Annotated in this window: 20 protein-coding genes and 2 tRNA genes; 19 read left to right on the plus strand and 3 right to left on the minus strand. The window is 66.8% G+C overall.

The genetic code is table 11. The features are described from left to right. Positions 1-4 precede the first annotated feature (4 nt). The 17 genes from ACFPME_RS02335 (at position 5) to ACFPME_RS02415 (ending at position 13,831) form a co-directional block, all read left to right on the plus strand. Entirely contained in the window at positions 5-1,567 is a 1,563-nt protein-coding gene (locus ACFPME_RS02335) for a DHA2 family efflux MFS transporter permease subunit (RefSeq protein WP_377301627.1), read from the plus strand. 91 nt (positions 1,568-1,658) lie between these two features. Beyond that, positions 1,659-2,156 (plus strand): polyhydroxyalkanoate synthesis repressor PhaR, encoded by a 498-nt coding sequence (phaR, locus tag ACFPME_RS02340; RefSeq protein ID WP_377301629.1) that lies wholly within the window; start codon positions 1,659-1,661, stop codon positions 2,154-2,156. 161 nt (positions 2,157-2,317) lie between these two features. Beyond that, positions 2,318-3,064: an acetoacetyl-CoA reductase gene (gene phbB / locus ACFPME_RS02345; RefSeq protein WP_377301631.1), complete on the plus strand. Its 747-nt coding sequence runs from the start codon at positions 2,318-2,320 to the stop codon at positions 3,062-3,064. A 76-nt stretch (positions 3,065-3,140) separates the two neighbouring features. Beyond that, positions 3,141-4,544 (plus strand): FAD-dependent oxidoreductase, encoded by a 1,404-nt coding sequence (locus ACFPME_RS02350; RefSeq protein ID WP_377301633.1) that lies wholly within the window; start codon positions 3,141-3,143, stop codon positions 4,542-4,544. Then, entirely contained in the window at positions 4,537-4,947 is a 411-nt protein-coding gene (locus ACFPME_RS02355) for a DUF3293 domain-containing protein (protein ID WP_377301635.1), read from the plus strand. The genes ACFPME_RS02350 and ACFPME_RS02355 overlap by 8 nt, the downstream gene beginning before the upstream one ends. Positions 4,948-5,008: 61 nt before the next feature. Continuing rightward, positions 5,009-5,644: a cytochrome c biogenesis heme-transporting ATPase CcmA gene (ccmA, locus tag ACFPME_RS02360; RefSeq protein ID WP_377301637.1), complete on the plus strand. Its 636-nt coding sequence runs from the start codon at positions 5,009-5,011 to the stop codon at positions 5,642-5,644. Beyond that, the gene (gene ccmB / locus ACFPME_RS02365; RefSeq protein WP_377301639.1) at positions 5,641-6,327 is read left to right on the plus strand and encodes a heme exporter protein CcmB; all 687 of its coding nucleotides are present in this window, start codon (positions 5,641-5,643) and stop codon (positions 6,325-6,327) included. The genes ccmA and ccmB overlap by 4 nt, the downstream gene beginning before the upstream one ends. 10 nt (positions 6,328-6,337) lie before the next feature. Next, the gene (locus tag ACFPME_RS02370; RefSeq protein WP_377301641.1) at positions 6,338-7,096 is read left to right on the plus strand and encodes a heme ABC transporter permease; all 759 of its coding nucleotides are present in this window, start codon (positions 6,338-6,340) and stop codon (positions 7,094-7,096) included. Further along, the gene (gene ccmD / locus ACFPME_RS02375; protein WP_377301643.1) at positions 7,093-7,308 is read left to right on the plus strand and encodes a heme exporter protein CcmD; all 216 of its coding nucleotides are present in this window, start codon (positions 7,093-7,095) and stop codon (positions 7,306-7,308) included. Before ACFPME_RS02370 ends, ccmD begins: the two co-directional genes overlap by 4 nt. Before the next feature lie 24 nt (positions 7,309-7,332). After that, positions 7,333-7,809 (plus strand): cytochrome c maturation protein CcmE, encoded by a 477-nt coding sequence (gene ccmE, locus ACFPME_RS02380; RefSeq protein WP_377302819.1) that lies wholly within the window; start codon positions 7,333-7,335, stop codon positions 7,807-7,809. 132 nt (positions 7,810-7,941) lie between these two features. Next, complete coding sequence (locus tag ACFPME_RS02385) at positions 7,942-9,927, plus strand: heme lyase CcmF/NrfE family subunit (RefSeq protein ID WP_377301645.1); 1,986 nt, start codon at positions 7,942-7,944, stop codon at positions 9,925-9,927. Beyond that, on the plus strand, positions 9,924-10,466 hold the full coding sequence (locus tag ACFPME_RS02390; protein WP_377301647.1) for a DsbE family thiol:disulfide interchange protein: 543 nt from the start codon (positions 9,924-9,926) through the stop codon (positions 10,464-10,466). The genes ACFPME_RS02385 and ACFPME_RS02390 overlap by 4 nt, the downstream gene beginning before the upstream one ends. Beyond that, positions 10,466-10,912 (plus strand): cytochrome c-type biogenesis protein, encoded by a 447-nt coding sequence (locus tag ACFPME_RS02395; protein WP_377301649.1) that lies wholly within the window; start codon positions 10,466-10,468, stop codon positions 10,910-10,912. The genes ACFPME_RS02390 and ACFPME_RS02395 overlap by 1 nt, the downstream gene beginning before the upstream one ends. Then, complete coding sequence (locus ACFPME_RS02400; protein ID WP_377301651.1) at positions 10,909-11,961, plus strand: tetratricopeptide repeat protein; 1,053 nt, start codon at positions 10,909-10,911, stop codon at positions 11,959-11,961. Before ACFPME_RS02395 ends, ACFPME_RS02400 begins: the two co-directional genes overlap by 4 nt. Positions 11,962-11,963: 2 nt before the next feature. Further along, the gene (metX, locus tag ACFPME_RS02405; protein WP_377301653.1) at positions 11,964-13,088 is read left to right on the plus strand and encodes a homoserine O-acetyltransferase MetX; all 1,125 of its coding nucleotides are present in this window, start codon (positions 11,964-11,966) and stop codon (positions 13,086-13,088) included. Positions 13,089-13,137: 49 nt separating this feature from the next. Next, positions 13,138-13,719 carry a cysteine dioxygenase family protein gene (locus ACFPME_RS02410; RefSeq protein WP_377301655.1) on the plus strand — a complete coding sequence of 194 codons (582 nt, stop codon included), beginning with the start codon at positions 13,138-13,140 and terminating at the stop codon, positions 13,717-13,719. 26 nt (positions 13,720-13,745) lie between these two features. Then, positions 13,746-13,831: transfer RNA gene (locus ACFPME_RS02415), tRNA-Leu, on the plus strand. Positions 13,832-13,904: 73 nt separating this feature from the next. Here the strand turns inward: ACFPME_RS02415 and ACFPME_RS02420 are convergent. Further along, positions 13,905-15,842 carry an SUMF1/EgtB/PvdO family nonheme iron enzyme gene (locus tag ACFPME_RS02420; RefSeq protein ID WP_377301657.1) on the minus strand — a complete coding sequence of 646 codons (1,938 nt, stop codon included), beginning with the start codon at positions 15,840-15,842 and terminating at the stop codon, positions 13,905-13,907. Positions 15,843-15,941: 99 nt separating this feature from the next. On the opposite strand from ACFPME_RS02420, the gene rnd reads away from it, so the two are divergent. Both rnd and ACFPME_RS02430 read left to right on the plus strand, forming a co-directional pair. Continuing rightward, entirely contained in the window at positions 15,942-17,057 is a 1,116-nt protein-coding gene (gene rnd / locus ACFPME_RS02425; protein WP_377301659.1) for a ribonuclease D, read from the plus strand. 61 nt (positions 17,058-17,118) lie between these two features. Then, a tRNA-Ala gene (locus ACFPME_RS02430) sits at positions 17,119-17,194 on the plus strand. 339 nt (positions 17,195-17,533) lie between these two features. Here ACFPME_RS02430 and ppk1 read toward each other — a convergent pair. Next, complete coding sequence (gene ppk1, locus ACFPME_RS02435; protein WP_377301661.1) at positions 17,534-19,693, minus strand: polyphosphate kinase 1; 2,160 nt, start codon at positions 19,691-19,693, stop codon at positions 17,534-17,536. A gap of 144 nt (positions 19,694-19,837) precedes the next feature. Continuing rightward, positions 19,838-20,638: an AraC family transcriptional regulator gene (locus ACFPME_RS02440; RefSeq protein WP_377301663.1), complete on the minus strand. Its 801-nt coding sequence runs from the start codon at positions 20,636-20,638 to the stop codon at positions 19,838-19,840. Between the last annotated feature and the right edge of the window lie 87 nt (positions 20,639-20,725).

Consider the following 20,725-nt stretch of genomic DNA (forward strand, 5'->3'; position numbering starts at 1 on the left):
AGCCATGGCCGTCACGCCGAACGACGCAATCTCCGACGCCCCACTGAAGCCCCTGCACGGCGGTCCGCTGGCACTGCTCACCATCGCCGTCGCGTTCAGCACGTTCATGGAAGTGCTGGACATGACGATCGTCAACGTCGCCGTGCCGCATATCGCCGGCAGCCTCGGCGTGAGCCCCAGCGAAGGCACCTGGACGATCAGTTCCTACGCGCTGGCCAGCGCGATCATGCAGCCGCTCACCGGCTGGCTCGCGCGCCGCTTCGGCGAGGTGAAGACCTTTGTCGGTTCGGTGCTGATGTTCGTGGTCTTCTCGATGCTGTGCGGACTGGCCACCAGCATGCCGATGCTGGTGATCGGCCGGCTGCTGCAGGGCGCCGGCTCCGGCCCGATGGTGGCGCTGTCGCTGACCCTGCTGCTGTCCAACTACCCCAAGGAGAAACAGGGCATCGCACTGGCGCTGTGGGCGATGACCGTGGTGGTGGCACCGATCTTCGGTCCGATCCTGGGTGGCTGGCTGACCGACAACTTCTCGTGGCCGTGGATCTTCTACATCAACCTGCCGGTGGGCATCCTGGCAGCCGTGGTCACCTGGGGCCTGCTGCGCAAGCGCGAGACCAGGACCTACAAGGCACCGATCGACATGATCGGGCTGCTGCTGCTGGTGGTCGGCGTGGGCGCGCTGCAGTTCATGCTGGACAACGGCAACGACCATGACTGGTTCTCCTCGCCGATGATCCTGACCCTGGGTCTCACCGCGCTGATCTGTCTCACCTTCCTGATCGTATGGGAACTGCATGCGAAGCATCCGGTGGTGGACCTGTCGCTGTTCAGGCAACGCAACTTCACCGTGGGCGTGGTCAGCCTGTCGCTGGGCATGTTCGCGTTCTTCGGCATCAACGTGGTGTTTCCGCTGTGGCTGCAGATCACCCTGGGCTATACCGCCACCTGGGCCGGACTGGCCACCGCGCCAGTCGGCGTGCTGGCGTTCCTGATCGCGCCGATCCTGGGCAAGAACATGCACAAGCTGGATCTGCGCGCGGTGGTGACATTCGCGTTCCTGGTGTTCGCCGGCACCGCGTACTGGTTCTCCACCTTCGACAGCTCCGCATCGTTTTCCACCCTGATCCTGCCACGCTTCGTGATGGGCCTGGCGATTCCCTGCTTCTTCATTCCACTGAACCAGGTCTACCTGTCCGGCCTGCCGGTCGACCAGATCGCCAGCGCGTCGGGGCTGTCCAACTTCTGCCGCACCATCGGTTCGAGCGTGTCCACCGCGATCATGGTGACGATGTGGCAACACCGCGGCGAAACCCACCATGCGGCGCTCACCGAATACGTCAGCCCCGGCCATCCCGCCGCCACCCGGTTCGTCGGACAGCTGTCCCACAGCGGCCTTTCGTCCACGCAGAGCCTGGGGCTGATCGACCAGTTGCTGACCCGCGAAGCGCTGACGCTGGCGGTGAACGATGTGTTCTGGGCCTGCGCCATCCTGTTCGTACTGCTCATCCCGATATTGTGGTTCGCCAAACCGCCGTTCGGCAGCGCTGGCGGCGCAGTCGGCCACTGAGGGCGCCTGGAAAATGCTGCGGTCCGGGGCTGCAGCATTTTCCGCCCGCCACGACTGGTGCGGCGCAATATCTTCTGTTAGCGTTCGCCGCATGGCACAAACAAAGCGCACCATCAAGAAGTATCCGAACCGGCGTCTCTACGACACGGAAATCTCCAGCTACATCACGCTGGAGGAAGTCCGCCAGCTGGTCCTGGACAACGAGGATTTCGAGGTTCGCGACGCCAAGAGCGGCGAAGACCTGACCCGCTCGGTCCTGCTGCAGATCATCTCCGAGCACGAGGACAGGGGGCAGCCGATGCTGTCGCCGCAGTTGCTCAGCCAGATCATCCGTTTCTATGGCAATTCGCTGCAGGGCTTCATGGGGCCTTACCTGGAGCGCAGCCTTGAAGTGTTCCTGGATCAGCAAACGCAGTTCCGCAGCCAGCTCAACAACCTGATGGGGCAGACGCCCTGGAACACGCTGAACGATTTGACCGAGCGCAACCTGGCAGCCTTCCAGGCGATGCAGCGCGGCTTGATCGATACTGCCGCCCAAGTGATCCCGACCCCGGGCGCGGGCACCCGCAGCGGCAAGAAATCCGGCTGATCCCGGCTTGGCCGACGACGCGCATCGACGCGTCGTTCGTTTTGTTTCCCTGATCCAACCGTTGCAGCACAGCACGTGTTGCCTTGCGGCATGATCGTGTCGAACGACCGAGATCCATGAACCAGACCGCTGCTGCGAAACCCGCCATGGAAAAGCCTGCGATGGAACGACGTGTTGCGCTGGTTACCGGCGGCATCGGCGGCCTGGGCACGGAAATCTGCCGCCAGCTGGCCCAAGCCGGTCGAACCGTGATCGCGGTGGATCTGGCCGCACGCAGCGAGCGCGTCGCCGCGTTTCGCGAAGAGACCGCCGACTTCGGTGCCGCCATCGCGTTCGAACCCGCGGACGTCAGCGACTTCGACGGCTGCCAGCATCTGATAGCCCGCATCGAACAACAGCATGGCCAGGTCGATATCCTGGTCAACGCCGCCGGCATCACCCGCGACGCCAGCCTGCGCAAGATGACGCCGCAGCAGTGGCACGAGTTGATGCGGGTGAATCTCGACGGCGTCTTCAACATGTGCCGCAACGTAGTGGAGGGCATGACGGCGCGCGGCTTCGGCCGCATCGTCAACATCAGCTCGGTCAACGGCCAGACCGGACAATTCGGACAGACCAACTACTCCGCTGCCAAGGCCGCCGTGCATGGCTTCAGCATGGCGCTGGCGCGCGAAACCGCGCGCAAGGGCGTCACCGTCAATACCGTTTCGCCCGGGTACTGCGACACGCCGATGGTCGCCGCCGTTTCTGCCGAGATCCGCGCCGGCATCATCGCCGGCATCCCCGTCGGCCGGCTCGGCTCACCGTCCGACATCGCCCGTGCCGTGGTCTTTCTGAGCGCCGACGACGCCGGCTACATCACCGGCGCCAATCTGCCGGTCAACGGCGGCTATTTCATGAGCTTCTGAGCGGTTCGATCCATCCGGGATTGCAGTCATGCGCCGCTTGCGGAACAGTGGACGGATTCTTCCCCAGGATCGCAGCATGGCGCAGCAAACCATCACCCTCATCGGCGGCGGCCTGGTCGGCGCGCTGCTGGCACAGCAACTGGCTCAGCGCGGCTTTGCTGTCGAGGTGTTCGAGAAGCGCGCCGACCCGCGACGGGCCGGTTTCCTCGGGGGTCGCTCGATCAACCTGGCGCTGGCCGAACGCGGCCTGCAGGCATTGCGCGTGGCGGCCCTGGCCGACGACGTGCTGCAGCGCGCGGTGATGATGCGCGGTCGCATGGTCCACGACCTGGAAGGCAACAGTGCACTGCAGCGCTACGGCGTCGACGACAGCGAAGTGATCTGGTCGGTATCGCGTGGCGCATTGAACATGCAGCTGCTGGATGCCGCCGAGGCGGCCGGCGTGCAGTTCCATTTCGGACAATCGCTGGTCAGCGCCGATTTCGATGCGCAACGCATTCGAGTGGCCGACGTGGCCGGCGTCGAACGCGATGTTCCGTTCGGCATGCTGATCGGAGCCGATGGCGCCGGCTCTGCGGTGCGCGCTGCGATGAACGCGCACAGCCCGCTTGGCGAACGCATCGAGTCGCTCGGCCACGGTTACAAGGAACTGGAGATTCCGCCGGCGGCTGAACTGCCGGCCGCCGTGCTGCGGCTCAGCGGTGGTCATGACCAGTTCGCGCTGGAGCCACACGCGCTGCACATCTGGCCGCGCGGTGGCTACATGTGCATCGCACTGCCGAATGTCGAAGGCAGCTTCACCGTCACGCTGTTCCTGCCGGCACAGGGCGAGGCACCGAGTTTCGCTACCCTGCCCGACGCCGCTGCAGCTGCTGCGTTCTTCAGCAGGCAGTTCCCGGGATTGCTGTCGCTGATTCCGCGCTTCAGCGAAGACTTCGACACTCATCCGGTCGGTACCCTGGCCACGCTGTACCTCGACCGCTGGCATCTGGACGGCCGTGCGCTGCTGGTCGGCGATGCGGCCCATGCGATCGTGCCATTCCACGGCCAGGGCATGAACTGCGGCTTCGAAGACACCGTGGTGCTGGCGAACCTGCTGGCCGCGGCGCCAGACGACGGTGCCGAGGTGTTCGCCGAGTTCCAGCGCGTGCGCCAGCCCAATGCCAACGCGATCGCCGCGATGGCGCTGGAAAACTACGTCGAGATGCGCGATTCGGTGGCCGACCCGCATTACCTTGCCAAGCGTGAACTGGGGGCGCTGCTGGCGGCACGCGCGCCGCAGCACTACATGGCGCGCTATCGGCTGGTCACGTTCTCGCACGTGCCCTACGCCTATGCGCTGGAACGCGGACGTGCGCAGGATGCGCTGCTGGAGCAGCTGCTGCGCGATACGCCCCGGGTCGCGGATGTCGATCTCGAAGCAGCCGCGAGCCTGCTCCGGTCCAGCCTGCCGCCGTTGCCTCCGCTGCGGCATGGATAAGGCCCTGCTCGACGCGTTTCGCGCCACCGACTACCTGGTCTGCATCGACGACGTGGAATGGGCCGGCATCCGCATCGACCAGCCGCTGCCGGCATCGCTGCAGGCGCTGGTCGGCGTGCGCTCCTGGGGTTTCATCACCGCATGGAATGCCCGTGCACAGGCGACCCGAACCCCGGCGGGCAATCTTGCCGCACAACGCGAATTGCTGACCGCGCTGCGCGCATGGCCCGGAGCCGTGATCCATCCGGCAATCGGCATCGGCCGCACCGGCTGGAGCGAACCCAGCCTGTTCGTGGTCGGCCCCGACATCGCAACACTGGACACTCTGGCCCGGCAGCACGAACAACTGGCGTATGTCCACGGTCACGCCAACAGCACCGCCCGCTTGCGCCTGCTTGAATGACCGGCTCAGCGGCAGCACGCCGCATGGACAAGCGCCATCGGCATTGCGGACAATCAAGGCAATGACTGCTGCAGATCCCGCTGTACCCCTGCTTGAAGCACGGGCCCTGACTTTCCTTCGCCAGGACGAACCGGTGTTCGCGCCGCTGGGTTTCCAGCTGCACGCGGGCGAACTGGCCCTGGTCGAGGGCGACAACGGCAGCGGCAAGACCACCTTGCTGCGCATGCTGGCCGGCCTGCTGCACGTCGGCGAAGGCGAACTGCGCTGGCGCGGGGAACCGCTGCAGCGCGACCGCTGCGCCGGCGAGATCCTGTTCCTGGGCCACCAGCTCGGCCTCAAGGCCGACCTGAGTCCGCGCGAAAACCTGCAGATTGCCGCCGGGCTGCATGGCTGCCGCGACGGCGCCAGTGTGACGGCGGTGCTGGCCGAGATCGGCCTGCGCGGCTACGAGGACGAACCGGCGCGCCGCTTGTCTGCCGGTCAGAAGAAGCGCGCCGCACTGGCCCGACTGCTGTTGCTGCCGGCCACGCTCTGGCTGCTCGACGAACCGTACGCGAACCTCGACCGCATCGGCATCGCGCTGGTCAATCTCATGCTGGAAACGCACACCGCCGCCGGCGGTGCCGCGCTGGTGACCAGCCATGGCGCCGTGAGTTTCCATGGCGGCGAACCGCGGCATATCCGGATGCACGCATGAATCCTCCAGGCCTTCTTACCGCCTGCACGGCGATGCTGCGGCGCGACCTCACGCTGGCGTGGCGTCGGCGCGGCGATATCGCGATGCCGGTGCTGTACGCGCTGATCGTGACGATGCTTTTCCCGTTCGCGCTGGGGCCGGAAGACACCTTGCTGCAGCGGATCGCCGGCGGCGTGGTGCTGGTCACGGTGCTGCTGGCGATGCTGCTGGCGCTGGATGCGATGTTCTCCAGCGACATCGAGGACGGTTCGCTGGAACAGCTGGTGCTCGCGCCGCAGCCGCTGGCGCTGATGCTGGGCATGAAGATCCTCGCCCACTGGATCACCACCGCGCTGCCGTTGATCCTGATCGCGCCGCTGATGGCCGCCATGCTGCACCTGCCCGGCGCGCTGATTCCGGTGCTGTTGCTGGGGTTGCTGCTGGCCACGCCGCTGCTCAGCCTGCTCGGTGCGGTGCTGGTGGCGCTGACGGCCGGTACCCGGCGCTCTGGTATGCTGCTCGCCTTGATGTTGCTGCCTTTGTGCGTACCCGCAGTGATCTTCGCCGCGGGTGCCGTGGCAGCCGCCCAGCAGGGATTGCCGTGGCTCGCGCCGATCGCCTGGCTCGCTGCCGCACTGGTGCTGGCTGTGGTGTTGGCGCCACTGGCCTGCGCCGCCGCCCTTCGTATTGCCCTGGACGCCTGACGACTTGCTTATGGCTAACTGGATTCCGCTCTGGTTGCACAAACTCGGCTCGCCGCCGACGTTCTACCGCTTCGCCGGTACGCTGCAGCCGTGGGCCATGACGCTGGCGCTGGCGCTGGGCGCGATCGCGCTGTACGGCGGCCTGGTGCTGGCGCCGGCGGACTACCAGCAGGGCGACGCCTACCGGATCATCTTCATCCACGTGCCCAGCGCGTGGATGAGCATGTTCATCTACGCGGTGATGGGCGCGGCCTCGTTCATCGCCCTGGTGTGGCGGATCAAGCTGGCCGAGGTGGTGGCGATGGAATCGGCGCCGATCGGCGCGGCGTTCACCTTCATCACCTTGGTCACCGGCTCGCTGTGGGGCAAGCCGATGTGGGGCACCTGGTGGACCTGGGACGCGCGACTCACTTCAGAGCTGGTGCTGCTGTTCCTGTTCCTGGGCGTGATCGGGCTGTACCACGCGTTCGAGGATCGCCGCCAGGGCGCGCGCGCCGCGGCCTTCCTGGCAATCATCGGCATCATCAACGTGCCGATCGTGCACTTCTCGGTGAACTGGTGGAACACCTTGCACCAGGGCAGCACGGTCAATGTGTTCGGCCAGTCGAAGATGTCCTGGGACATGCTGTGGCCTCTGTTGACGATGGTGCTGGCGACCAAGTTCTATTACGCCGCCAGCCTGTTCCGCCGCGTGCGCACCGACCTGCTGGCACTTGAGGGCGGCAAGGACTGGGTGCGCCGGATTGCCGAACGCGACGCAGCGCCATGACCGCCGTGCAGACCTTTCTCTCGATGGGCGGATATGCGGCCTACGTCTGGCCGGCGTATGCCGTCTTCTTCATCGTGCTGGTCGCCGACACCGTCGCCCCCCGACTGCGGCGGCGCCGCGTGCTCGCTGAACTTCGCGCACGCCTGGCGCGTCAAAGTGCCCGTCAGCAACGCCCCGGCGGCGGCGACCTCCCCATTTCACCTTCGCCCTGAGCGGAGCGGATCGACACCATGCCCATGAACCCTACCCGCAAACGCCGGCTCACCATCGTGTTGTCGATTCTCGCCGCAGCGGCCATCGCGGCGGTGCTGGTCGTGCTGGCGCTGCAAAACAACATGAATTACCTGCTCACTCCGAGCCAGGTGCAATCGGGTGAGGCAGGCGGCTACAAGACGTTCCGCCTCGGCGGCATGGTCAAGGCCGGCTCGATCCAGCGCAGCAACGACTCGCTCAAGGTTACCTTCACGGTGGTCGATGCCGGCGGCGCGATGCCGGTGGAGTACACCGGCATCCTGCCCGACCTGTTCCGCGACAACCAGTCGGTGATCGCCACCGGCCACATGGACGGGGCCCGCTTCGTCGCCACCGAGGTGCTGGCCAAGCATGACGAGACCTACATGCCGAAAGAGCTGAAGGACGCGATGGCCAAGGCGCACGAGGGCAAGCAGGTCAAGGAAGCGGTGAACGGGGAACAGGGAACGGGTAGTGAGTAAACCCGTTGCGTCCCTTTGCCCATCGCCTGACCGGAGCAAAATCATGTCAATTGCATCGCACTACAACATTCCCCGTTCCCTGCGACCTTCAGGAAGTCCCCTTGCGGGATTCCCCGTTTCCGGCTCCCGACCATGACTCCGGAACTAGGCCAACTCGCGCTGATCCTCGCCCTGCTGCTGGCGCTGGCGCAGAGCGTCCTGCCGCTGGTCGGCGCATGGCGCGGCAATCGCGCGCTGATGGCGGTGGCGCGCCCGGCCGCGGCCGGTCAGGCGGTGTTCGTCGCCATGGCCTTCGGCATCCTGGCGTGGGCGTTCCTGCGCTTCGACTTCTCGGTGCAGTACGTGGCCGACAACTCGAACCTGGCGCTGCCGTGGTACTACCGCATCGCCGCGGTGTGGGGCGCGCACGAGGGTTCGCTGCTGCTGTGGATCCTTATCCTCAACGTGTGGACGGTGGCGCTGGCCGCGTTCAGCCAGAAGCTGCCCGAGGTGTTCGCCTCGCGCGTGATCGCGGTGATGGGCCTGATCGCGGTGGGTTTCCTCGCCTTCATCATCTTCACCTCCAACCCGTTCGGACGGCTGCTGCCGATGCCGGGCGACGGCGCGGATCTCAACCCGGTGCTGCAGGACCCGGGCATGACCTTCCACCCGCCGATGCTGTACATGGGTTACGTCGGTTTCTCGGTGGCTTTCGCGTTCTCGATCGCCGCCCTGCTCGGCGGCGAGCTGGAGCAGGCATGGGTGCGCTGGGCGCGGCCGTGGACGAACATCGCCTGGGCCTTCCTCACCTGCGGCATCGTCGCCGGCAGCTGGTGGGCCTATGCCGAACTGGGCTGGGGCGGCTGGTGGTTCTGGGATCCGGTCGAGAACGCCAGCTTCATGCCATGGCTGGTCGGCGTGGCGCTGATCCACGCGCAGGCGGTCACCGAGAAGCGCGGTTCGCTGCGCGCGTGGACGATCCTGCTGTCGATCTTCGCGTTCTCGCTGTCCCTGCTCGGCACCTTCCTGGTGCGCTCGGGCGTGCTCACCTCGGTGCATGCGTTCGCCTCCGATCCGCGCCGCGGCGTGTTCATCCTGGCCTTCCTGACCATCGTGGTCGGCGGCTCGCTGCTGCTGTATGCGCTCCGGGCACCCAAGGTGCTCGGCGGCAAGCCGTTCAGGGTGGTGTCGCGCGAAACCGCGCTGCTGATCAGCAACCTGATGTTCGCGGTGGCGGCGGCGATGGTGCTGCTGGGCACGCTGTTCCCGCTGATCGGCGACGCGCTGAACCTGGGCCGGATCTCGGTCGGCCCACCCTACTTCGGCTTCCTGTTCCCGCTGCTGATGCTGCCGGTGGTGCTGTTGCTGCCGTTCGGCCCGTTCCTGCGCTGGGGCAAGGGCGAGGCGCCCGTGCTGAAGCAATTGCTGCTGCGCGCCGGCATCGCCGCGGCGGCCTGCGCGATCGTGGCGGCGTTCTTCGTCGACGGCCAGCCCAAGGCGATCGCCGGCGTGGCGGCGCTGGTCTGGCTCATCGTCGGCGTGCTGCTGTACGCGCTCAAGCGCTGGCGCGAGATGCCGCGCGGCCGCCGTTACCCGGCCGAGATGGCCGGCATGCTGCTGGCGCACCTGGGCGTAGGCGTGTTCGTGGCCGGCGTGCTGCTGTCCGAGTCGCTCAGCGTGACCCGCGATGTGCGCATGGCGCCGGGCGAGACCCAGCACATCGGCAGCTACGACTTCCGCTTCGATGGCGTGCGCCATACGACGGGGCCGAACTGGACCGCCGACCAGGGCGTGGTCACGGTCACCCGCAACGGTAGCGAGACCACCGTGATGCACCCGCAGAAGCGCACCTACCCGCGCGGCCAGGTGCAGACCGAATCCGCGGTGGATGCCGGCATCACCCGCGACCTCTACGTGGCGCTGGGCGAGCCGATGGACGCGAACGACATCGAAGGCGCCTGGGCGCTGCGCCTGTACTACAAGCCCTTCATCCGCTGGATCTGGGCCGGCGGCCTGCTGATGATGCTGGGCGGCCTGGTCTGCGCCACCGACAAGCGCTTCCGCATCAAGCGCAGCGCCAGGGCCGAAGCCGGCGCCGACGCTGCCGACGGCCTGCAGATGCAGGAAACGCGCGCATGAGCCGCCTGCTTCCGTTCATCGGCTTCATGCTGCTGGTGGGACTGTTCGGCTTCGGCATCTGGTGGAACACCCAGCACGACCCGAACGCGATTCCGTCGCCGCTGCTGGACAAGCCCGCACCCGCGTTCAACCTGCCGAAGCTGTATGAGCCGGCGCAGACGGTCAGCAAGACCGACCTGCTGGGCAAGCCCTACCTGCTCAACGTGTTTGCCAGCTGGTGCATCGAGTGCGGCGTGGAACACCCGGTACTGGCCGCCGAAGGCCCGACCCTGGGCGTGCAGCTGGTCGGCTACAACTACAAGGATGCGCCGAACGACGCCAAGGGCTGGCTGGCCAAACACGGCAACCCGTACGACCTGCTGATCGCCGACGAGCCCGGACGCACCGCGATCGACTTCGGCGTATACGGCGCGCCGGAAAGTTTCCTGATCGATGCGAAGGGCGTGATCCGCTACAAGCACATCGGCCCGCTGACGCCCGAGGTGGTGGCGAAGGAACTGAAGCCGGCGATCGCGGCGATGCTGAAGGAGGCGCCGTGATGCGCCCGTTCCTGCGCATGCTGTTCGTGGCGCTGCTCGCGGTTGCCGGCGTCGCGCACGCGCAGGCGATCGAGCCGATGCCGTTCAGGGACCACGCCCAGGAGCTGCGCTTCCAGCAGCTCACCCACCAGCTGCGCTGCCCGATGTGCCAGAACGAGACGCTGGCCGATTCCAACGCGCCGATCGCGCGCGACCTGCGCAACCAGATTTTCCAGATGATGCAGCAAGGCAAGAGCGACGAGGAGATCAAGCAGTACCTGGTCGCGCGCTATTCCCGGTTCGTGTTGTACGACCCGCCGCTGACGCCGGGTACCTGGCTGCTGTGGTTCGGCCCGCTGCTGATCCTGCTCGGCGGCGCCGGCGTGGTGCTGGCGGCGATCCGCAAACGCAGCCGCGCCGGCAGCATCGCCACTGAAGCACCGACCGACAACGGGGACGACTGGTGAAGACCGTTTTTCTGATTGCCGCCGCCGCGATGGTCGCGGTGGCGCTGGCCGTGCTGTTGCTGCCGCTGGTGCGCCAGGGCCGCAAGTCCGGTCGCTCGCGTGGCGTGTTCGCCGTGGCCCTGCTGATCGCGCTCGTGCTGCCGCTGGGCACCGGCGCACTGTACCTGCTGGTGGGCACGCCGGCCGCGTTGAACGGGGTGACCGCCGAGGCCACCGCGCCGATCAGCATGCAGCAGGCACTCGCCGAATTGCGCACGCATCTGCAACAGCAACCGGACGACCTGCAGGGCTGGATGCTGCTGGCCCAGACCAGCAGCATGCTGCGCCAGCCGGCCGATGCGCGCGACGCGTTCGACCACGCGCTGAAGCTCGCCCCGAACAATGCCGAAGCGATGATCGGCTGGGCCGAGAACGACTCGATGACGCGCAACGACCATCGCATCGAAGGCCGCGCGCTGGAGCTGCTCAAGCGCGCCGTGCAATTGCATCCGGACAGCCAGCGTGGCCTGTGGCTGCTCGGCATCGGCAACTTCCAGCGCGGCGAGTACCGCGAGGCCGCCGCCACCTGGCGCCTGCTGCAACCGCAGCTGGAGCCGGGCTCGAACGTGGCCAAGTCCGTCGCCGAACAGATCGCCGTGGCCGACGCCCGTGCCGGTGGTGCACCCGCCGGCGCATCCAGCAGCGCCGCCGCTGCCGCCCCGCAGGGCGCCGCGTTGCAGGTGCAGGTGGCGCTGGCGCCGGCGCTCAAGGACAAGCTCGCCCCCGGCGACGCCCTGTTCGTCTACGCCCGTGCGGAGAACGGGCCGCCGATGCCGCTGGCGGTAGCCAAGCTCGATCCCGCCCAGCTGCCCACCACCGTCACGCTGACCGATGCGATGGCGATGACGCCGGCGTTCAGGCTGTCCTCGGTCGAGCGCGTCTTCGTCGGCGCGCGGATCAGCCACAGCGGCCAGCCGGTCGCCCAGCCCGGCGACCTGGAAGGCGACGCCGGCGTGGTCGCGGTGGAGCGCAAGACGCCGGTCAAGATCCGCATCGACAAGGTGCATTGACGATGGGCGACGCACGCCGCTATTTCGCCTTGCCCTCGCCGTTCGCGATGAAGCGCGGCGGCGAACTGCGCGGCGCACACGTCGCGTACGAAACCTGGGGTACCTTGAACGCGGCGCGCGACAATGCCGTGCTGGTACTCACCGGCCTGTCGCCCAGCGCGCACATGGCTTCGTGCGCGGAAGATCCCACGCCGGGCTGGTGGGAAGGCATGGCCGGCCCCGGCAAGGCGATCGACACCACGCGCTGGTTCGTGATCTGCGTGAACTCGCTGGGCAGCGACAAGGGCTCGACCTGTCCCGCCTCGATCGACCCGGCCACCGGCGAACCGTACCGGCTGACGTTTCCCGAACTGGCGCTGGAGGACGTCGCCAACGCCGCGCACGGCGTCGCCACCAGCCTCGGCATCAGCCAGCTGGCCTGCCTGATCGGTTGCTCGATGGGCGGCATGAGCGCGCTGGCCTACATGCTGCTGCACCCGCACAGCGTGCGCGCGCACATCAGCGTGGACACCGCGCCGCAGGCGCAGCCGTTCGCGATCGCGATCCGCTCGCTGCAGCGCGAGGCGATCCGGCTCGACCCGCAATTCAACGAAGGCCGCTACGACATCCATGCAACGGAAGGCGGCTGTTATCCCGACCTGGGCATGAGCATCGCACGCAAGCTGGGCGTGATCACTTATCGCTCGGCGATGGAGTGGAACGGCCGCTTCGCCCGTATCCGGCTCGATCCGGAACAGCGCGAAGACGAACCGTTCGGTCGCGAATTCCAGGTCGAGTCCTATCTCGAAGGCCATGCGCAGCGCTTCGTGCGCAATTTCGATCCCAACTGCTATCTCTACCTGTCACGCGCCAGCGACTGGTTCGACATCGCCGAGTACGGCCACGGCAGCGTGCTGGAAGGGCTCAAGCGCATCCACGTCGAACGGGCGATGGTGATCGGCGTCAGCACCGACATCCTGTTCCCGCTGCAGCAGCAGGAACAGATCGCCGAAGGCCTGCAGGCGGCCGGCGCGCGGGTGGAATTCGTGGCGCTGGATTCGCCGCAGGGCCACGACGCGTTCCTGGTCGACATCGACAACTACAGCCGCGCCATCGGCGGCTTCCTGAACCGGCTGGCGGCCGCGTAACCGGCGCGCTGCTAAGATAAGCCGCATCACGCATCACTCCGAGATCATCATGCTTACCCTGGATTTCCCCGGCAGCCGCACCCTGATCGACGCGATCGACGCCGCCGTGGCCAAGCCAACCACCCACGAACTCACCGACAGCCTGCGCAACAGCCTGTGCAAGCTGATCCGCGACAAGGCGGTGACCCTGCCCGACTGCGTGTTCGAGGCGAACGCCGAACACTACGCCCGCCGGGAGCTGTACCGCAGCGAAGAACACGGCTATTGCGTGGTGGCGATGACCTGGGGGCCTGGCCAAGGTACGCCGATCCACGACCACGACGGCATGTGGTGCGTCGAGGGCGTGTGGAACGGCGCGCTGGAGATCGTGCAGTACGAACTGCTGGAACACGACGCGCAGCGCTATTGCTTCCAGCCGGTGGGATCGATCCAGGCCGGCGCAGGCTCCGCCGGCAGCCTGATCCCGCCGCACGAATACCACAGCATCCGCAATCCCAGCGACAGCGCGGTCACCGTCAGCTTGCACATCTACTCCGGCCCGATGCTGCGCTGCGCCGTGTTCCAGCCGCTGCCGGAGGACCGCTGGTACGGTCGCGACGTGCGCCAGCTGGGACTCGACCGCGTGCACTGAACCCGGCATAATGCGGCGGCTCACATGCCGGTGTGGCGGAATGGTAGACGCGGCGGACTCAAAATCCGCTGGCAGCGATGTCGTGTAGGTTCGAGTCCTATCACCGGTACCAACATAAAGAACAAAGGGTCAGGCGCAAGCCTGGCCCTTTGTTTTTCACCGGCCGTCGATCCTGGGCGCGGCGCCTACAATTCCCGTACCACGCGGAAACCCACCCGGCCGCTGCGGACGTCGCCGTTGGCGCCCTGGCGATAGGCCGAGTTCACCTGATCCGGCGAGCTGCCCCAGGAACCACCACGCACCACATGCGCGCGGCAACCGGGGTTGAGCCAGGCACTGCCATCGTTCGGAGCGCGGATGTAATTGTCGTGCCAGCAATCCTGCACCCATTCGGAGACGTTGCCGTTGATGTCGTACAAGCCGAACGGATTGGCAGCGAAGCTCATCACCGGCGCCGGCCCCCAGTAGCCGTCGCGATAGCCGCGGAAGGCATGGCTCCAGCGCCGACCGCTGTGCGAGCGATCGCCGGAACCGGTGAGGTTCTCCACCTGGCGCGTGGGCACGCCATCGCCCCACCAGTAGCGGCTGGTGGTGCCGCCACGCAACGCGTACTCGAACTCGGCCTCGCTGGGCAACCGGTAGATCTTGCCGGTTCGCTGGCTGAGCCAGTCGGCGTACGCCTTGGCGTCGTTCCAGGAGATGTTGACCACCGGCAGCCTGTCATCCGCCTTGTGGCCGGCGTAGTCGTCCTGCCATGTCGCGCCCGAATCGTCGCGCAGCGCGCCGCCGCGCTCGTCGTACACGCTGGAGCCGCCGAGCTTCACCGAGTCGGGCTGGTAACCGCTGGCCCGCACGAACTCGCGGAACTCGCCAACCGTCACCGCGGTGCGCGCCATGGCAAAGCCCTTGTCGATCGCGACCGCGTGCTGGGGCAGCTCGGCATCGATGTGGCCATCGTCGCCATCCGGCGCGCCCATCCGGAAACTGCCGGTGGGAATCACGACCATTGCCGGCGTCTTGCCCGGCAGGTCGACGTAGCGGTCGCTGAAGACCTGGCCCGGCTTGTAGCTGGCGTACAGCCGCGCGTTCGTCAGCTGTTCGTCGAAATCCTTCAGCCCAGACACGGCAGGATCGATCGTGCGGGCCTGCGCCGCCAGTTTTCGGGCCAGCCCGATGTTGCCGGCGTCCAGCGCCGAACGGGCCTGCGCCAGTACGCCGTTCGCACGCTGCTCGCGCATGTCGTCGACGCGCTTGTGCACGTCCAGCATCTGCTGCGAGCCGGGACGGATCGCCTGTGCTTCGGCCAGCTCCCGATCGGCGCCAACAAAATCGTTCTGCGCCACCGCCGCCAGCGCCCGGTCGAGCACGGCGCGCTGGACCTGGAAGACGCCCTGCTCCGCCACCGCATTCTGCGGGTCGAGCTGTTGCACTTCGCGATACACGTCCAGCGCGCTTCCGCCACGCGGGCGATCCACCTTGCCCTGCTGCAGCAAGCTGGCAGCGCGGGCGAGCATCGGACGCACCTTGACCAGGGTCTGCAGGCTGGCCTCGAGTTGCGCCACGTCGCTGGCCGCGTCGGGCAGCGTGCGCAACGCATCGATCAGGTCGGACGCCGCATCGGCGTCGCCCAGCGCAATGTCCTGATCGATCTCCGCCACCAGCCGCGCACGCACGTCGAACAGGCCCTGCGCAGCGCGCCGGCTGTCCGGTTTGTCCTTCAATGCCTGCGCAAACAACGCCGCCGCGCTGTTGGCGTCGCCGGCGAGCTGACCGGCACGCAGCGCCTTCGATGCTCGTGCCAGCAAGGCCTGCACGGCGGGCGGATCGGCACTCAATTGCTTGGGCAGGTCGACGTTCCGGTTGCCGTGCGCGGCAATCACGGCAGCAGGTGCCAAGGTCAGCGGCGGACCCGCATTGAGTTCGTTGATCGCCGATGGGCGTTCCGGCTGCAGCGCGCCCGCAGGTGGTGCCGCGCCCATCGACATCGACCTGCGCGGCGTCTGCGTGGGGTCGACGTGGAACAATCGCGGAAAAAAGTGATACATCAGCGCAAACCCCAGCACGATCACGCCCATCGCTCCACCAAGGGTGCGCTGACGGCGCAGGGTTGCATTGCTCGGCATAGATGGGCGTCCTAGGTGCGGCCTGTTATCGTGCGCTGTCCACCATAGGCACAAACCGGCGACAGGGCAATCCGCGCTGGCGCCTTTCAAGGAGTACCGATGTCACTGCCCGAAACCGCTGCCGCCGACTGGATCGATCATCGCGATGCGCTGCAGGCCTGGCTGGCCGAGATACCCGCGGGTGCGGCGGTCGGCCTGGATACGGAGTTCATGCGTCGCAATACGTTCTATCCGCAACTGGCGCTGCTTCAGCTCGGCTGGAACGGACGCCATGCGCTGGTCGATCCGCTCGCCTTCGAGATCGCCGATACGCTGCAGCCGCTGCTGGGCGCAGGCCCCGCGGCAACCATCATGCACAGCGCCAGCGAGGATCTGGAAACGCTGGCGCCGCTGCTGCCGGATGGACCGCATGTCCTGTTCGACACGCAGATCGCCGCGGCATTCGTCGGCATGGGCCTGGGCATCAGCTATCGCGCGCTGGTTGCCGAGTTGACCGGGGTGGAGCTGGACAAGGGCGAGACCCGCTCGGACTGGCTGCAGCGCCCGCTCACCGACTCGCAATGCAGTTACGCCGCGCTGGACGTGGTGTATCTGAAGACCATCCACGAGCAATTGGGCGAACGCCTGCTGCAACGCGACCGCAGCATCTGGCACGCCGAGGATTGCGAACGCCTGAAGCGCCGCGCCAGCCATCGCGATGGCGACGCGCAACCCCAGCGCGCGATGCGCGCCGCTGCCGAATGGCCGCTCCCCCAGCAGGCGCTGCTGCGCCGCCTTCTGCTATGGCGCGATCGCAGTGCGCGCCGTCTCGACGTGCCGCGTCCTTGGCTGCTCGACGACACGCTGGCGCTGAACCTGGCGCTACAGCCGCCAGCCGGCCTGAGCGATCTCGAACTGCGCAGCCGCGGGCAGCGTGCCTTGCGGTCGGCGCAGCGCAACGAACTGCTTGAGCTGCTTGCGCCGGCAGCCAGCGCCGAAGAAATCGCCGCCACCGCGCCCATCCCCGGCCATCCGCAGGGCGACGCCAAGAAATCGCTCGCTGCGATGAAGCTGCTGATCGACAGCCAGGCCGGCGAGCTCGGCCTGCCGCCCGGCCTGCTGTGTCCGCGCAAGGTGCTGGAGGAATACGTGGTCACCGCCGAATGGCCGGAATTTCTTGAAGGCTGGCGCCGCGACGTGCTGCACGACCGCCTGGCCACCCTGCTTCCCGACTGAGGCGCAAGCCCACAGGTCTTGGCGAACCCCCTCGCTCGCTGTTAACATGCGGCGCTTACGTGGGGCGGTAGCTCAGCTGGGAGAGCGTCGCGTTCGCAATGCGAAGGTCGTGGGTTCGATCCCCATCCGCTCCACCACTCATTCGGTGATGCATCCAGAAAGAACCGCGCTTCGGCGCGGTTCTTTTTTTGGATGGCCACCATCCAGCGGGAAGTGAACCATCGCGGGCGAGCAAGTGAAGTCGCCTTCAACACCGACCGCGTGGCGCCATCGGACTTTGTCCGGATTCACTGCATGCATCGCTGCGCAACCCTGCCGACGAGGAATGGCAGTGGAAAGGGTTTCTGCAACGCCCGATACGCGACGGAGCGCCGCGTGGACGGCAATGGCATGGCGCGTGACCGGTCGTCGGGACGCCCTTCTTCCCTGGTCGCAACCCATTGGCGAGCTTGGCGGGACCGCTCCCGCCCATCCTCTCAGTGCGCGCTGCCGGCCCCGGCTCCGCACAGTTTCTCCAACAGCTCGGCCTGCACGTTGCGGCTTGCATCGCCATCAGCCGCGGCCAGACGCAGGTACTGCCCGTCGGGTTGCAGCAGGGAAGCGCTGGTGTTGTCGGTGAGGTAAAGCTCCAGCGCGTTGCGGACGCGTTGCTGCAGCTTCCTGCCCTCGATCGGAAACGCGGTTTCGACGCGGCGGTCCAGGTTGCGTTCCATCAGGTCGGCACTGGACAGGTACAGCTGCGGATCGCCGCCGTTGGCGAACCAGTAGGCGCGGCTGTGTTCGAGGAAGCGGCCGATGATCGAACGAACGCGGATATTCTCCGAGACGCCCTCGACACCCGGCCGCAGGCTGCAGATGCCGCGCACGATCAGCTCGATCTGCACGCCGGCGATGCTGGCCTTGTACAGCGCGCGGATCACTTTCGGTTCGGTCAGCGCGTTGACCTTGAAGATGATCTGCGCCGGCTTGCCGGCTTGGGCGTGGGCGGTTTCCTGCGCGATCAGTTCGAGCAGGGTCTTCTTCAACGTGAAGGGTGCATGCAGCAGCTTCTTCATGTGCAGCACCTTGCCCATGCCGGTGAGCTGGCTGAACAGTTTGTGCACGTCCTCGCACAGCGCCACGTCGGACGTGAGCAGGCTGTAGTCGGTGTATAGCCGCGCGTTGCCGGTGTGGTAGTTGCCGGTGCCCAGATGCGCGTAACGCGCCAGTTCGCTGCCTTCGCGCCGCTGGATCAGCATCAGCTTGGCATGCGTCTTGATGCCCACCACCCCGTAGATCACCATCGCGCCGGCCTGCTGCAGGCGCGAGGCAAGCGTGAGGTTGGACTCCTCGTCGAAGCGCGCGCGCAGCTCGACCACCGCGGTCACTTCCTTGCCGGCGCGGGCGGCATCGACCAGCGCGTCGACGATCTCCGAGTTCGCATTGGTGCGGTACAGCGTCTGCTTGATCGCCAGCACCTGGGGGTCCTTCGCTGCCTGACGCAGCAGGTCGATCACCGGCGAGAACGACTCGTAAGGATGCAGCAGCAGCACGTCCTGCTTGCCGATGACCTGGAACAGGTCTTCGGCATGCTTCAACGCCTTGGGCAGGGTCGGCGTGAACGGTGGGTACTGCAGCTGCGGATAGCTCACATCGCTGGCGATGCGGAACAGCCGCGCCAGGTTCACCGGCCCGTTGACCTCGTACAGCTCCGATTCGTTCAAGCCGAACTGCTTGAGCAGGTAGTCGATCAGATCCTTCGGGCAGTTGTCGGCCACTTCCAGCCGCACCGCATCGCCGAAGCGCCGCGAGTACAGCTCGCCACGCAAGACCAGCGCCAGATCCTCGACGTCCTCGGGATCGAGCGTGAGATCGGCGTTGCGGGTCAACCGGAACTGGTAGCAGCCGAGTACCTGCATGCCGGGAAACAGCTCCTCGGCATGGGCATGGATGATCGAGGACAGCAGTACGTAATTGTCGCCGCCCTCGCAGATCTCCAGCGGCATGCGGATCAGCCGAGGCAGCACGCGCGGCGCCGGCACGATCGCCAGGCCGGAGTCGCGGCCGAACGCGTCCACCCCCTCCAGCCGCATGATGAAGTTGAGGCTCTTGTTGACCAGCAGCGGAAACGGATGGGTCGGATCCAGCCCGATCGGGGTGATCAGCGGCGCCACTTCCTCGCGAAAGTACCGGCGCACCCAGAGCTTCTGCTTGTGCGTCCACTGCGTGCGCCGAACAATGCGGATGCCGTGCGCGACCAGTTCCGGCAGGATGCGTTCGTTGAGGATCGCGTACTGCCGCTCGATCTGCCGATGCGCGATCTCGCTGATCTCCGCCAGCGCCCGCTTCGGCGCGATGCCGTCCGGGCCGATCATCTCGTGGTCCAGCGCGATCTGGCCCTTCAGCCCGGCCACCCGGATCTCGAAGAACTCATCCATGTTGCGCGAGAAGATCAACAGGAATTTCAGTCGCTCCAGCAGCGGGGTACGCTCGTCCAGCGCCTGGTCGAGCACGCGGATGTTGAACTGCAGCTGCGACAGCTCGCGATGGATGTACAGCCGGTTGTCGCTGAGATCCACCGCCGCCGTCTCGGCATCATTCGCGGCCGGCGCGGAAGCACCGGCCGGCGAGGTCTCGCGGATCAGGCGACTGTTCATCGGTGCATCAGTTCCGGCAAGAGTAGTCATCCAAGATAGTGCACCATCGGTGATGGCTGGATCAGCGCACCGCGGCTGCCCCGCCAGTGTGCGACAGTTTTCTGACCACCGGATGACACGGCATTCCCGCGGCGGGCAGGAGTTTCATGTATCGCCTGCGCCGCGGAGCAGCCGTTCATCCGCTGCCAGGTAGCGGGTGGGTGCCGCACCGAGCACGCGCCGGAACGCCGCAGTGAAAGCGCTGGCGCTGCTGTAGCCGAGATCGACCGCCACCTGGGTGATCGAGTCGCCACCAGCCAGCCGGGTCAATGCAGCGAGCAGGCAGGCCTGCTGACGCCATGCACTGAAGCTCATGCCGGTCTGCTGGCGAAACAGGCGAGTGAAACTGCGCCGGCTTACACCCGCCTTGTGAGCCATCGCGTCGATGTCGATCTCCAGCGCCGGAGCCGCGATCAGCGCGCGGCACAGGCGGGCCAGCCGCGGATCGCGCGGCAGCGGCGTGTTCAATGGCAGCGCCGGCATCGCGGCGATCTCGTCCAGCAGCAACGCCATCACCCGGCCGTCGCGGCCCTCCAGCGCGTACTCGGCCGGCAGATCCACGGCCTCCAGCAGCAAGGCATGCAGCAGCAGCGATACGCCGATCACCCGGCAATGCGCCGGCAGCCCGGTGGCGGCCGCGTTGCGCACGTAAGCACTGCGGGTCGACACGACGCCGCTCATGCGCACCTCGTGTGCGACACCGGCCGGTATCCACAATGCACGACGCGGCGGCACCACCCAGCTGCCTTCGTCGGTGATCACCGTGACCACGCCGGTGGCGGCGTACAGCAGCTGGCCGCGTTTGTGCGCATGGCGCGGCAGCACGTAGCGCGGCGCATAGTCGTTGCCGGTGATGACGATGTCGCGCGGAGTGTCTTCGTAATGGGTGACGCGGGCATTGCGCACGGGGAATGGCCCGATTTCGACAGAACTTGACCCGTCGATGCATGCGGGCCGCCGCCGGCCACTCTAGAGTGGTGCCCCCGGCAGTGC

It is taken from the genome of Rhodanobacter umsongensis (assembly GCF_042654965.1).
Taxonomy (GTDB): domain Bacteria; phylum Pseudomonadota; class Gammaproteobacteria; order Xanthomonadales; family Rhodanobacteraceae; genus Rhodanobacter; species Rhodanobacter umsongensis.

Bases quoted from the DNA above. Each gene is read 5' to 3' on its own strand.
- ACFPME_RS02370 (WP_377301641.1), top strand. From the start codon at position 6,338: ATGGCTAACTGGATTCCGCTCTGGTTGCACAAACTCGGCTCGCCGCCG.
- ACFPME_RS02420 (WP_377301657.1), bottom strand. From the start codon at position 15,842: ATGCCGAGCAATGCAACCCTGCGCCGTCAGCGCACCCTTGGTGGAGCG.
- ACFPME_RS02355 (WP_377301635.1), top strand. From the start codon at position 4,537: ATGGATAAGGCCCTGCTCGACGCGTTTCGCGCCACCGACTACCTGGTC.
- ccmD (WP_377301643.1), top strand. From the start codon at position 7,093: ATGACCGCCGTGCAGACCTTTCTCTCGATGGGCGGATATGCGGCCTAC.
- rnd (WP_377301659.1), top strand. From the start codon at position 15,942: ATGTCACTGCCCGAAACCGCTGCCGCCGACTGGATCGATCATCGCGAT.
- metX (WP_377301653.1), top strand. From the start codon at position 11,964: ATGGGCGACGCACGCCGCTATTTCGCCTTGCCCTCGCCGTTCGCGATG.
- phbB (WP_377301631.1), top strand. From the start codon at position 2,318: ATGGAACGACGTGTTGCGCTGGTTACCGGCGGCATCGGCGGCCTGGGC.
- ccmB (WP_377301639.1), top strand. From the start codon at position 5,641: ATGAATCCTCCAGGCCTTCTTACCGCCTGCACGGCGATGCTGCGGCGC.
- phaR (WP_377301629.1), top strand. From the start codon at position 1,659: ATGGCACAAACAAAGCGCACCATCAAGAAGTATCCGAACCGGCGTCTC.
- ACFPME_RS02335 (WP_377301627.1), top strand. From the start codon at position 5: ATGGCCGTCACGCCGAACGACGCAATCTCCGACGCCCCACTGAAGCCC.
- ACFPME_RS02350 (WP_377301633.1), top strand. From the start codon at position 3,141: ATGGCGCAGCAAACCATCACCCTCATCGGCGGCGGCCTGGTCGGCGCG.
- ppk1 (WP_377301661.1), bottom strand. From the start codon at position 19,693: ATGAACAGTCGCCTGATCCGCGAGACCTCGCCGGCCGGTGCTTCCGCG.
- ccmA (WP_377301637.1), top strand. From the start codon at position 5,009: ATGACTGCTGCAGATCCCGCTGTACCCCTGCTTGAAGCACGGGCCCTG.
- ACFPME_RS02395 (WP_377301649.1), top strand. From the start codon at position 10,466: ATGCGCCCGTTCCTGCGCATGCTGTTCGTGGCGCTGCTCGCGGTTGCC.
- ACFPME_RS02385 (WP_377301645.1), top strand. From the start codon at position 7,942: ATGACTCCGGAACTAGGCCAACTCGCGCTGATCCTCGCCCTGCTGCTG.
- ACFPME_RS02390 (WP_377301647.1), top strand. From the start codon at position 9,924: ATGAGCCGCCTGCTTCCGTTCATCGGCTTCATGCTGCTGGTGGGACTG.
- ACFPME_RS02410 (WP_377301655.1), top strand. From the start codon at position 13,138: ATGCTTACCCTGGATTTCCCCGGCAGCCGCACCCTGATCGACGCGATC.
- ccmE (WP_377302819.1), top strand. From the start codon at position 7,333: ATGAACCCTACCCGCAAACGCCGGCTCACCATCGTGTTGTCGATTCTC.